The sequence below is a fragment of the Cupriavidus sp. 8B genome, from assembly GCF_054589115.1.
Map to the genome: position 1 here is coordinate 80,615 of NZ_BAAILO010000322.1, position 12,683 is coordinate 93,297.

General features: G+C 66.5%; 10 protein-coding genes. 4 read left to right on the forward strand and 6 right to left on the reverse strand.

What is annotated here, in order from left to right:
• Positions 1–61: 61 nt before the first annotated feature.
• The 3 genes from dapA (at position 62) to ACYP5B_RS32535 (ending at position 3,075) form a co-directional block, all read left to right on the forward strand.
• Positions 62–946, forward strand: a complete 885-nt coding sequence (gene dapA, locus ACYP5B_RS32525) for a 4-hydroxy-tetrahydrodipicolinate synthase (protein ID WP_267606138.1) — start codon at positions 62–64, stop codon at positions 944–946.
• A gap of 46 nt (positions 947–992) precedes the next feature.
• Positions 993–2,207: an outer membrane protein assembly factor BamC gene (bamC, locus tag ACYP5B_RS32530; RefSeq protein WP_459572370.1), complete on the forward strand. Its 1,215-nt coding sequence runs from the start codon at positions 993–995 to the stop codon at positions 2,205–2,207.
• Positions 2,208–2,286: 79 nt separating this feature from the next.
• Complete coding sequence (locus ACYP5B_RS32535) at positions 2,287–3,075, forward strand: MBL fold metallo-hydrolase (RefSeq protein WP_459572371.1); 789 nt, start codon at positions 2,287–2,289, stop codon at positions 3,073–3,075.
• 99 nt (positions 3,076–3,174) lie between these two features.
• Here ACYP5B_RS32535 and ACYP5B_RS32540 read toward each other — a convergent pair whose 3' ends face one another.
• Complete coding sequence (locus ACYP5B_RS32540; RefSeq protein WP_459572372.1) at positions 3,175–3,405, reverse strand: hypothetical protein; 231 nt, start codon at positions 3,403–3,405, stop codon at positions 3,175–3,177.
• Between the two features lie 199 nt (positions 3,406–3,604).
• Positions 3,605–4,813 (reverse strand): JmjC domain-containing protein, encoded by a 1,209-nt coding sequence (locus ACYP5B_RS32545; protein WP_459572373.1) that lies wholly within the window; start codon positions 4,811–4,813, stop codon positions 3,605–3,607.
• Between the two features lie 11 nt (positions 4,814–4,824).
• Here ACYP5B_RS32545 and ACYP5B_RS32550 point away from each other — a divergent pair, with 11 nt between their 5' ends.
• The gene (locus ACYP5B_RS32550) at positions 4,825–5,358 is read left to right on the forward strand and encodes an FKBP-type peptidyl-prolyl cis-trans isomerase (protein WP_267606142.1); all 534 of its coding nucleotides are present in this window, start codon (positions 4,825–4,827) and stop codon (positions 5,356–5,358) included.
• A 95-nt stretch (positions 5,359–5,453) separates the two neighbouring features.
• Here the strand turns inward: ACYP5B_RS32550 and ACYP5B_RS32555 are convergent, their stop codons facing one another.
• From ACYP5B_RS32555 to kdpB, 4 genes are all read right to left on the reverse strand, one after another.
• On the reverse strand, positions 5,454–6,512 hold the full coding sequence (locus ACYP5B_RS32555; RefSeq protein ID WP_459572374.1) for a hypothetical protein: 1,059 nt from the start codon (positions 6,510–6,512) through the stop codon (positions 5,454–5,456).
• A complete protein-coding gene (mutS, locus tag ACYP5B_RS32560) occupies positions 6,509–9,223 on the reverse strand; it encodes a DNA mismatch repair protein MutS (RefSeq protein ID WP_459572375.1) in 2,715 nt (904 codons plus the stop codon). Before mutS ends, ACYP5B_RS32555 begins: the two co-directional genes overlap by 4 nt.
• A gap of 242 nt (positions 9,224–9,465) precedes the next feature.
• Positions 9,466–10,485 (reverse strand): potassium-transporting ATPase subunit C, encoded by a 1,020-nt coding sequence (locus ACYP5B_RS32565; RefSeq protein ID WP_459572376.1) that lies wholly within the window; start codon positions 10,483–10,485, stop codon positions 9,466–9,468.
• Between the two features lie 46 nt (positions 10,486–10,531).
• Complete coding sequence (gene kdpB / locus ACYP5B_RS32570) at positions 10,532–12,676, reverse strand: potassium-transporting ATPase subunit KdpB (protein ID WP_400095637.1); 2,145 nt, start codon at positions 12,674–12,676, stop codon at positions 10,532–10,534.
• Between the last annotated feature and the right edge of the window lie 7 nt (positions 12,677–12,683).

Genomic DNA, 12,683 nt, shown 5'->3' on the forward strand with positions numbered 1-12,683 from the left:
GTCGGAAGGCCTTGGGTATCCGGTACAATCGCGGTATTCGTTTCTCGAATTCTCAAACGTTATGACACAGATTAACGGCAGCATCGTCGCTATCGTGACGCCGATGCAGGAAGATGGCAGCCTGGATTTCCCCGCGCTGCGCGCCCTGGTCGACTGGCACGTGGCCGAGGGCACCGATGGCATTGTGATCGTCGGCACCACCGGCGAGTCTCCCACGGTGAACGTGGATGAGCATTGCGAGCTGATCCGCGTTGCCGTGGAGCAGGCCGACAAGCGCATCCCGATCATCGCCGGCACCGGCGGCAACTCGACCAAGGAAGCGATCGAGCTGACCGCGTTCGCCAAGCAGGTCGGCGCCGATGCGTCGCTGCAGGTGGTGCCCTACTACAACAAGCCCACCCAGGAGGGCATGTACCGCCATTTCCGCACGATCGCGGAAGCGGTGGAACTGCCGGTTGTGCTGTACAACGTGCCGGGCCGTACCGTGGCCGACATGCAGCACGACACCATCCTGCGCCTGGCGCAGGTGCCGGGCATCATCGGCGTGAAGGAAGCGACCGGCAACATCGACCGCGCCGCGCAGCTGATCAAGGATGCGCCGGAAGGCTTCGCCATCTACAGTGGCGACGATCCCACCGCGATTGCCCTGATGCTGCTGGGTGGTCATGGCAATATCTCGGTCACGGCCAACGTGGCGCCACGCAAGATGCACGAATTGTGCGTGGCTGCCCTGAAGGGCGACGCTATCACCGCGCGTCGCATCCATATGGAACTGGTTGCGCTGAACAAGGCGATGTTCGTCGAGGCCAACCCGATTCCCGTCAAGTGGGCGCTCCAGCAAATGGGCAAGATGCAGGGCGGTATCCGCCTCCCGCTCACCCCGCTGTCAACGGAATACCACGAAGCGGTGCGCAAGGCGCTGTCGGCGGCCGGCCTGCTCGGCTGATCGTCCGGTGTTTTGCCGTCATCCCATCAACTAGGATTGCGTGTCAATGAAACTCAAGCTTAACCGCCACGGTGCAACGCAAGTTGGCCGTGCCGCCCTGATCTTGCCCGTGCTAGTGGCAAGCGCGATGTCCGGTTGCAGCAGCATCAACGACGCGATGGCGCCCGACAAGATCGACTACAAGTCCGCTGCCAAGCGCACCTCCACGCTGGACGTGCCGCCGGACCTGACCAAGATCGAAGGCGATCGCCGCTACTCCGTGCCGGATCAGAACGGCACCTCCACGCTGTCGACCTACAACCAGGCGACCAAGACCGTGCAACAGCAGGCCGGTAGCGAGAACGTGCTGCCCTCCACGCAAGGCATCCGCATGGAGCGCGACGGCAACCAGCGCTGGCTGGTGATCAGCAACGGCATGCCGGCGGACAAGCTGTGGCAGTCGATGCGTGAATTCTGGCAGGAGAGCGGTTTCCTGCTGGTGCAGGACTCGCCCGAGACCGGCATCATGGAAACCGACTGGGCCGAGAACCGCGCCAAGATCCCGCAGGATTTCATCCGCAATACGATCGGCAAGGTCTTCGATGGCCTGTACTCGACGTCCGAGCGCGACAAGTTCCGCACGCGCGTGGAGCGCTCGCAGAACGGCAACCTTGAAGTCTTCATCAGCCATCGCGGCGCGCAGGAACAGCTGACCGGCATCGACAAGTCGAACACGATCTGGACGCCGCGCCCCTCCGATCCTGAGCTGGAAGCCGAATTCCTTTCGCGCTTCGCGCAGCGCCTGGGCGTGCAGAAGGAGCAGGCCGACCGCATGGCCAAGAACCCCGCCGCACCGGCAGCCGCTGCTGCGGGCACGACGGCGGCAGCCGCAAAGGGTGCTGCGCCTAGCGCCAATTCCAACCTGACCCAGGTCAATGGCAGCCAGGCATTGCAGCTGTCCGAGCCGTTCGACCGCGCCTGGCGCTCGGTCGGCCTGGCACTGGACCGCGTGAACTTCACGGTAGAAGACCGGGACCGCGCGCAGGGCGTGTACTACGTGCGCTATGTCGACCCGCGCGACACCGTGGACAATCGTGGCTTCTTCTCCAAGCTGTTCACCAAGACCGGCACCGAAGACAGCAAGAAGGCGAAGAAATATCGCGTGGCGCTGAAGGGCGACGGCACCGGCACGACCGTGACGGTGCAGAACGATGCGGGCCAGCCGGAAGGCACCGAAGTCGGCAAGCGCATCCTTTCCTTGCTCGACGAGCAACTGCGCTGACCGGCGTGCGGGTCACGCAAACCAGCCCGCGGCGCCCGGCCGCGGGGTGGCCTGCCGGGCTGCCAGGGGAGGCGGGCGCATGATGCGCTTTGCCTTCCTCGGTAGCGGCAGCGAGGGCAATTCCCTGTTGATCGAGTCGCAAGAGGGCATCACCACGACCAGGGTGTTGCTCGATTGCGGATTTGGCATTCGAGAAACCGCACGGCGGCTCGAGCGGCTTGGCGTCACGCCGGACCAGCTCGATGCCGTGCTGGTCACCCATGAGCACGGCGATCATGTCGGCTCGGCCTACGCCTTTGCTTCCCGTCACGATTTGCCGGTGCACACCAGCCACGGCACCTGGCTTGCCACCTCGCATATGCGCGGGGCGGACAAGGCCGACGTGCGCGTGTGCGGTGCCGACCATCCGCTGCTGATCGGCAGCCTCCACATACTCCCGTACACCGTGCCGCACGATGCGCGCGAGCCATTGCAGTTCGTGCTAAGTGACGGCGACGCCCGCCTGGGCGTGCTGACCGATGCCGGCATGGAGACGCCTTACGTCACCGCGCGGCTGGCCGGGGTGCATGCGCTGGTGCTGGAGTGCAACCATGATCGGGAGATGCTGCGCAATTCCGCCTATCCGTATTCGCTGAAGCGGCGCATCGGTGGCGACTTTGGCCACCTTGCCAATGAAGTTGCGGCCGGCATCCTGGAGCGGGTGGCGCATGCGGGGCTGCAGCGCGTGGTGGCCGCGCACCTGAGCCAGCAGAACAATACCCGGGAACTGGCTACCCAGGCACTGGCGACCGTGCTTGGCGCGTCGCCCGACGAAATCCTGGTGGCGGACCAGCACGAGGGGCTGGACTGGCAGCCGGTCAGGGCCTGAGGCGGGGCGGGCAATACGCCGACGAAACCTGCAAGTGCAAATGCTGCAGACGTAAAAAAAGCCGACCCGAAGGTCGGCTTTTTTATCGGTCGAGACCGATTACTGCTTAGCAGTTGCAGCCGATGCGTCAGCAGCCGGTGCCGAAGCTTCAGCGGCCGGAGCCGATGCGTCAGCAGCGGGAGCAGCAGCAGCCGGAGCCGATGCTTCAGCCGGAGCGGCAGCAGCCGGAGCCGAAGCTTCCGGTGCCGGAGCAGCGGCTTCTTCTTTCTTGCCGCAAGCGGCGAGAGCAACGGCGGCGAGCAGCGATGCGATCAGGAGAGACTTCTTCATTGTTCGTCCTTTAACTTTAATAACAGAAAAACAGGCGATGAATAATTACCGGTAATTATCGCTCTTGAACTGCAAAATAGAGGCTCTCCCGGGTGCCGACAAATGCAGTGGTACACAGTACTAGCCAGCCGATGATTATATCCGCGTTTTCCCGGCTTGTGTAGCGCTGTCTTTTCCTGTTTTTGGTTGTTACGGATTATTACAGCGACACGGGTCCGAATTGCAGCCAGCCTTCCAGCGCCCAGTGATGGAAAGTCTCCATCAGATCCGGCAGATCCGCGCAGGCAGCCACTTCCGCGGCGCTCAGGCAGCGCTGGTCCGCCAGCAGGCGCAGCCAGCGCGCCAGCGCCGAGGGCGGTTCGTAGGCTTCGCCATTGATAAAGAAATGGGTGCGGTCATACAACGCAATGGATCCCGGCGCAAGTACTACGCCGTGAGACAAGGCGAGTTTGTTGTATTTCTTCAGCGTGATTTCGGGTATTTCCGCAAACTCCACGCTAGGCTTGGGCTCCGATAGATGCGCGCCCAGAAACTCCGAAACCATGCTACCCGACCAACGGAGGGCGCTCAGTTTTTCGGTCACCGCCCGCACCATCCGGGCCGGCAACTGGGCCGGATGTGCCGTTGCCGGCTCGCCGGGGTCAGCGTAGCGTCCGCTCAGGTCCTCGTTGTCCTCGACCGTTTCCGACAACCAGGCCAGGAAGTGCCCCGCCAGCTCGCGGTAGGCCGGTGCGCGAAAACCGATCGAGTATGTCATGCACTCGCCCTCGGCCACGCCGTCGTGGGCGTACTGAGGTGGCAGGTACAGCATATCGCCTGGCTCCAGCACCCATTCCTCTTCGGCCGTGAAGTCCGCCAGGATCTTGAGCGGCAGGTCCGGGACCAGGTCGAGCTTGGTCTGGGACGAGATGCGCCAGCGCCGCCGGCCCGATACTTGCAAGAGAAAAACGTCGTAGGAATCGAAGTGCGGGCCCACGCCGCCGCCGTCGGTGGCGTAGCTGACCATCAGGTCGTCCAGGCGCGCATCCGGGGCGAAACGGAATTGCCCCAGCAAGTCCGCGGCTGCACTATCGTGGAGGTTAACGCCCTGCACCAGCAGCGACCATTGACGGGCTTTCAGGGAGGGCAGGTTGTCAGCGGCGAAGGGGCCTTGCTCGAGCTTCCAGCGGTTGCGAAAGTGCGACACCAGGCGCGACTCGACATCGTCGCGGTCGGCCAGTTGGAAAAGCGACTCGCGCGATACCGGCGGCACGATTCCCGGTAGGGCTTGTCGAATCAGCAGGGGTTTGCGGTGCCAGATATCGCGCATGAAAGCAGCTGGCGTCATGCCACCCAGGAGGGTGAGCGGCGCGTCAGGATCGACGGGGCCGGGGGGCAAGGCCTGCGCGTATAATGCGGAATCGTTCATGGAGTCAAGAATTGAAAATCGCTAAGAACACGGTGGTATCCGTGGTGTACAAGCTGTCGGATGCGCAGGGCAATCTGATCGAGGAGTCGGATGAGCCGATGGTCTACTTGCACGGCGGATATGATGGCACGTTCCCCAAGATCGAGGAAGCGCTGGAAGGCCATGAAGCCGGCTTCGAAACCCAGCTGCAGCTCGAGCCCGAGGAAGCCTTCGGCGATTACGACGCCGATATGGTCAAGGTAGAGCCGCGCGACCGTTTCCCCGAGCCGCTGGAAGTCGGCATGCAGTTCGAAGGCGTGCCCGAAGACGGCGACGACGAAGACTCGATCATCTACACCGTGACCGACGTGGCCCAAGACAAGGTCGTGCTGGATGGCAACCATCCGCTGGCCGGCATGGCACTGCGTTTCTGGCTGCAGGTAGCGGAAGTCCGCGAAGCCACGGCCGACGAAGTGCAGCACGGCCACGCGCACGGTGCCTCGGGCATCGAAGTCGTGGACGAGGATGAGGACGACGAAGGCGACAGCAGCCGCACGCTGCACTGAGTGCGCGGCGCGCGCGAGCCCTCGCGGAAGGTCCCACGAATAAAGCCGGCATCGCCGGCTTTTTCTTTGTGCTCGCGGGCTTGGACTGACGCCATTTATTCCGCCTCGGGGCCATCCTTGAGCGTGACTTCAAACAGCGAAGGCGACCCCGGCGTGATCGCCAGTTCGGTGTACTGGCCGGGCGCGCCGCTTGGCAACACCACGCGGGAGACATTGCGCAGCGTCTTGCCGCTGGCATCTTTCATCGGCCTGTCGATGCCGAAGCCGCCCAGGCCGGTATGCACCAGCAGGACCTGGCCCCGGTAGCGCCCGGCCAGCTCGCGCAGCTGGCGCTTGAACTCCAGGAAGCCATCGCGCGTGCGCCGGCGCAGGAATCCGTCGAACAGGGAGGGATTGCCGCGCTGCTCCCAGCCGTTGCCGAACTGCGGGTCGGCATGCGTGAGCAGCACGATGCCGGGCAGGTTCTGCTGCTGTGCCAGCGAAAACGCGCGCGCCAGCCATTGGCGGTTGGCCTCGCGGCGATCCTCGAACTCGCCGTTGCGCCCGCCTTCCGAGCGATAGTGATTGTTGTCGCCCGGCAGGTTCAACCCCACCAGCATGACGCTGCCAGCGTGCCAGCGCACGTTTTCCCGATAGCTGCGAAAGGTAGCCTGCTCGGACTGCCGCATCAGCGGCAGCACCCGCTGGCCCAGCGTGGTATCGGCCGGATAGAACAGCTCGCGCAGGCGGTTCAGCCGCTCCACCGCATCGAAGCGCCCGTTGGCGGCGCGAGCGCATTCCGCCCAGTCGGTCTCGCCTGGCAGGTAGACGAGCGGCAGGGGCGACTGGTCGAGCAGCCGCTGGCGAGCGGAAAGCAAGGTGTCGCCGCAGGATTCGGTATCGCCCTTGATGCCGCCCAGATGGACGACAAATTCCAGCCGCCGCGCGGCCAGGAATTCGAGCAGGCGGGCGGTGCCCGCTTCGGCGGCCGGCCACTGCGGCTGGTCGGCGATCAGGGCCACGCGGATCGTTTCCGCGGCCGGAACCTGAGCCGGAACCCGGGCGCGGTTCACCAGCGCCTGGCCCGGCAGCGCAGGCAGCGCCAGCAACACGCCGAGCATGGCCAGTCCGGCCAGGCGCTGCCAGCGCTGGCGCACGATCCCGATGGGCGTCATGCTGTGGCTACAGCATCCTTGGCGAGCGCGCGCAGCCGATAGAGCGCATCGAGCGCGTCGCGCGGCGTCAGGCTGTCCGGGTCGAGCTCGGCCACCGCGTCGAGCAGCGCGGCCTGCTGCGCAGAGATCGCGTTGACCGTCTGGCCATCGCCAATGCGCTCGCCATTGCCTTCGGCTTGTTCCAGGTAGTCGTCGTCATCGTCCGGGGGCGAGGGCGGCGCGGCGAACAGGTCCAGCTGCGGCGTGGGCGTGGCGTCCGCCGACTGTTGCTCCAGCCAGGCCAGGTGCTTGCGCGCAGCCCGGATCACGGGCTGCGGCACGCCTGCCAGCTGCGCCACCTGCAGGCCGTAGCTCTGGCTGGCGGGCCCGTCCTGCACGGCGTGCAGGAAGACGATGCCGTCGCCATGCTCGACCGCGGACAGGTGGACATTGGCCGCCTGCGTGAACTCCTGCGGCAGCTGCGTCAGCTCGAAGTAATGGGTGGCAAACAGCGTATGGCTGCGGTTGTGCGCCAGCAGGTGGCGCGCAATCGCCCATGCCAGCGCGAGGCCGTCGAAGGTCGACGTGCCGCGGCCGATCTCGTCCATCAGCACCAGGCTGGCCGGCGTGGCGTTGTGCAGGATGCTGGCGGCCTCGGTCATTTCCACCATGAAGGTGGAGCGCCCGCCCGCCAGGTCGTCGGCGGCGCCGATGCGGGTGAAGATGCGGTCGATCGGGCCGATCACCGCGCGCCGCGCCGGCACATAGGCGCCCACGCAAGCCAGCAGCACGATCAGCGCGGTCTGGCGCATGAAGGTCGATTTACCGCCCATGTTCGGGCCGGTGATCAGCAGCAGCTTGCGCGCTTCCGTCAGCTGGCAATCGTTGGCGATGAACGGCACGGATTCCGCTGCGAGCTGGCCCTCCACGACCGGGTGGCGGCCCTGGGTGAGGTCGATCACGTTCTCGGCGACGCGCTCGGGCTGGGTCCAGTCCAGCGTCTGCGCGCGCTCGGCCAGCGCCGCGAGGACGTCCAGGCGCGCCAGCGCGCCGGCGACCCGCTGCAACTCGCCGATATGCGGCAGCAACTGCTGCAGCAACGCGTCATACAGCTGCTTCTCGCGCACCAGCGCGCGGTCCTGCGCGGACAGGGCCTTGTCCTCGAAGACCTTGAGCTCGGGCGTGATGTAGCGCTCGGCGTTCTTCAGCGTCTGGCGGCGGCGGTAGTCGTCGGGGACCTTGTCGGCCTGGCCGTTGGTCACCTCGATATAGAAGCCATGCACGCGGTTGTATTCCACGCGCAGGTTGGCGATGCCGGTGCGGGTGCGCTCGCGGGCTTCCAGTTCCACCAGGAACTGGCCGCAGTTCTCGGAGATATCGCGCAGCTCGTCGAGCGTGGCATCGTAGCCGCGGGCGATCACGCCGCCATCGCGGATCACGGTGGCCGGCTCCGGCGCCACCGCGCTGGCCAGCAGGGCATGGCATTCCCACGGCACCGCCAGTTCCGTCAGCGTCTGGTTGAGCAACGGCGCGGCATCGTCAGCGCGCAGGCAGGCCTGCACGTCGGGCAGGGCGGTCAGCGTGTCGCGCAGCGAGGACAGGTCGCGCGGGCGCGCATTCATCAGGGCGAGGCGCGCGGTAATGCGCTCCACGTCGGACAGCCGGCGCAGCGCCGCGCGCAGCGCATCGGTGCCTTGGCCGATCAGCGCGCCGATGGCTTGCTGGCGCGCCTGCGGGATGGTGCTGTCGCGCAGCGGATGGTGCAGCCAGTGGCGCAGCAGGCGGCTGCCCATGGCGGTGGCGCAGGTGTCCAGCAGCGAGAACAGCGTCGGCGACTCGCCGCCGCGCAGGGTCTCGGTCAGTTCCAGATTGCGCCGCGTGGCGGTGTCCAGGCCAACGAATTCGGTTTCGCGCTCGACCGTCACGCCCTTCACGTGGCGCAGCGACTGTCCCTGGGTTGCGGCCGCGTAGTTCAGCAGCGCGCCGGCGGCGCCCAGCGCCGCGCCCAGCCCGGCACAGCCGAACGGATCGAGGCTGGCCACGCCGAGTTGCTCGCGCAGGCGGCGGGTGCCGGCTTCCTGGTCGAAATGCCATTCCGGCAGCCGGGTGCGCGCGCACTCCAGCGCAGGCAGCTCGATGCCATCGGCATACAGCAGCTCCGCCGGGCGGATCCGCTCCAGTTCGCGGCCGAACTGCGCGACATCGCACTCCATCAGGCGCAACTCGCCGCTGGCCAGGTTGAGCCAGGCCAGCCCGGTCTTGCTCACGCCGCGGCGCGTGGTTTGCTGGTGCACCGCCATCAGGTAGGTATCGACCTTGTCCGGCAGCAGCGCCGCGTCGGTCAACGTGCCCGGCGTAACGATGCGCACCACTTTGCGCTCCACCGGCCCCTTGCTGGTGGCCGGGTCGCCGATCTGCTCGCAGATCGCCACCGATTCGCCCAGCTTGACCAGCCGCGCGAGGTATTGGTCCACCGAATGGAAGGGGATCCCGGCCATGCGGATCGGCACGCCGTTGGAGCTGCCGCGCGATGTCAGGGTGATGTCGAGCAGGCGCGAGGCCTTTTCGGCATCGTCGTGGAAGAGCTCGTAGAAGTCGCCCATCCGGTAGAACAGCAAGGTGTCCGGATGGTCGGCTTTCAGGCCGAGGTACTGCGCCATCATGGGCGTGTGCTTTTCCGCGTTGCCGGCCTTGGGCTCGGTCTTGGCGGACTGTCGGGGTTCTACGGACATGCAATCCTCTCGGGCGGTTTTGGCGAAACCACCTGTTTTCGGGTACTCCGGCGGCCCGCGGGCCTGGCGCGGCGTGCGCGGCAGGCGCCGTGGATGGGCGGGCGCGGATAAAACCGGCATTTTACTGCGAGCCGGGCGCCGAAGGGGGCGAGAAGGGGACAGAAGGGTGCAGGAAGGGGGAAGGGGCGGGAAGGGGCGGGGTCCGCGCGAGCCGGCAGCCCGCGCGGGCCGGGCAGGCCGCGCTAGCCTGCCGGTTGGCCGTAGCGCTTGCGCAGTTCGAGGTTGATGGCCAGCACATTGACCATCGGCTCGCCGGCCAGGCCGCCAAGGGGGGCCTTGGCCCGCTGCTGCAACAGGTCTGCGATTTCCTGGCGCACCGGGCCGGCGTCGCGCTTGGTATCGCGCGCCCATGCGCCCGCGACGCGCTCGAGCTGGAATAGTGCGTTAGCCAGGGTGATGTCGGGGTCCAGGCCGGAGCCGGAGGTGGTGACCATGTCGGCGGGCACCGGCGCGATGTCGGCTTGCGGATGGTCCTGCCGCCACATGTCGAAGAAGACCGACTGGATGTCGCTGCCTTCCCGCACGGCCTCGACCGTGCTGACGGTCTTGCCGTCCGCGCCGGGATGGGAAACGTCACTTGGGAACCTGCCGGGTTGCGCGATGGAGAAGGCTTCGAAGAAGGGTACGGCCAGGTCGGCTGCCTTGGGTTGTGGCGTGCCTGGATTGTCCTTGACCCACGCCGCCACCCGTTGCGGGTTGTGCTTTGCCCAAGTGTCGACATAGGCGCCATGCGCCGGGCTGGCGCTGACCCAGGCTTGCGCCAGGCTGCCGTGCGCCTGCGCCCACTGCGCCACCAGGTGCGGCTGCCCCTGGAAGCGGTCGGCCTGGAACCACCGTTCCACATCCGGCCCCACCGCTTGACCCTGCTGCGGCCCGCTGCCATAGCGCGCCACCGGCCCGAGCGAGCGCGCCACGCGGTCGCGCAGCGCGTAGTTGCTGGGCGCCAGCGACGACGAGCCCGAGGCGGAGGCGTCGTACGAGACCGCCGATGGGCGCGGCTGGAAGTATTCGTCCTTGCTGAACGGCTGCGCGATCAGCAAGGAGCCGACCAGCTTGCCATCGGGGCCGGCGACCATGCTGCCGTTGGCCTGGAAGGGAAACGCGCTCTGGCCGATGACCCACAGCACGGCCGGATAGAGGCCGCACACCACCACCACCACGCTGACCAGCAACCCTATGCTCTTGATGACATGGCGAAACATGGCTTTCTCCTTTCATGTCCTTTCGTGTCCTTTCGTGGCACGAGCCTCAGCCCGCCAGCTGCAGCGCCACCAGCAGCAGGTCGATCAACTTGATGCCGATGAACGGCACCACCACGCCGCCCAGCCCCCACACCAGGAGGTTGCGGCGCAGCAGGGCATCGGCGCCCAGCGGCCGGTAGGTGACGCCCTTGAGCGCGATCGGGATCAGCATCGGGATGATGAGCGCATTGAAGATCACCGCCGAGAGGATGGCCGAGGTGGGCGAGTGCAGTTGCATCACGTCCATCCCCTTGAGCCACGGCAGCGTGCCCGCGAACAGCGCCGGCACGATGGCGAAGTACTTCGCCACGTCGTTGGCGATGGAGAACGTGGTCAGCGCGCCGCGGGTCATCAGCAACTGCTTGCCGATCTCGACCACTTCGATCAGCTTGGTCGGGTCGCTGTCGAGGTCGACCATATTGCCGGCCTCCTTGGCGGCCTGGGTGCCGGAATTCATGGCCAGGCCGACATCGGCCTGGGCCAGGGCCGGGGCGTCGTTGGTGCCGTCGCCCATCATGGCCACCAACTTGCCCTCGGCCTGTTCGCGCCGCAGGTAGGTGAGCTTGGCCTCCGGCGTCGCTTGCGCGATGAATTCATCCACGCCTGCGAGGTCCGCAATCGTGGCGGCGGTGAGGGCGTTGTCGCCGGTCACCATCACGGTATGCAGCCCCATCTTGCGCAGGTGCAGGATGCGCTCGCGGATGCCTTCCTTGAGCACGTCCTCCAGCACCACCACGCCGAGGATGGCATTGCCGGAGGCCACCACCAGCGGCGTGGCGCCCTTGCCGCCGATCATCCTGAGCATGGCGTCCAGTCCGGGCGGCACCGTGCCGCCGAGCTTGCCGACGTGGGCCAGGACCGCATCCGGCGCCCCCTTGCGCAGCACGCTCCCATCCGGCAGGTCGATGCCGCTCATGCGGCTCTGCGCCGAGAAGGGCACGATGATGGTGCCATGGGGCGGTGCATTGGCGCTGCGGCCAAGGGCTGCCGTCACGATGCTCTTGCCCTCGGGAGTCTGGTCGCCGGCGGATGCTAGCGCCGCCAGCCGCTGCAGCTCGGCCTCGGAGCAGGTGGCCACGGGCAGGAACTGGGTGGCGCGGCGATTGCCCACGGTGATGGTGCCGGTCTTGTCGAGCACCACGGTGTCGATATCGCCCGCCACCTCGACCGCCTTGCCGCTCTTGGCAATGATATTGGCGCGCATCGCCCGGTCCATGCCGGCGATGCCGATGGCCGCGAGCAGGGCGCCGATGGTGGTGGGGATCAGGCATACCAGCAGGGCCACCAGGGTCGGGATATCGGTGCCCAGGCTCTTGAGCGGCGTGGCCAGCCCGAGGTACGACGTCATGTACTGCTCGGCGTTCAGGGCCATCGGCCACAGTGGCACCACCACGATCAGGAAGATCAGGGTGAAGGCGGACAGGACCAGCGTCAGCGCGATCTCGTTCGGTGTGCGTTGCCGTACCGCGCCTTCCACCAGGCGGATCATGTGGTCGATGAAGGTGTCGCCCGCGCGCGCGGTGATGCGGATGGTGATCTCGTCGGAGATCACCATGGTGCCGCCGGTCACGCCGGTGCGGTCGCCGCCGAACTCGCGGATCACCGGCGCGGACTCGCCGGTGATGGCGGATTCGTCCACCGCCGCCGCGCCCTCGACCACTTCGCCGTCGCTGGGAATGATCTGCCAGGCCTTGACGATCACCAGGTCGCCCGGCACCAGCTTGGTCGATCTCACTGTCTCCACGCGATCGCCCTGCAGCCGGTAGGCCACCGTGTCGTGGCGCGTACGGCGCATGGATTCTGCCTGTGCCTTGCCGCGCTCCTCGGCGATGGCCGTGGCGAAATTGGCAAACAGCACGGTCGCCCACAGCCAGCCATCGAGCGCGACGAAGTAGGTCAGCGGAACCTGGCTCACGGCGTGGCCAAGCGCCACTTGCACGGTGTAGAACAGGGTCAGCAGCGCACCGAGCTCCACCACGAACATCACCGGGTTTTTCCATTGCACGTCCGGCCGCAGCGCCAGCACCGCCTCCCACATGGCGGTGCGCACCAGCGGCCAGGGGAAGAGTTCGTGCGGCATCAGGCTGCGCGACGGCTTCAGCCCGGTGGGCAGGCCGGCAACCGCATCGTGAGGTGTCTTGATGCTAGCCATGACAGGG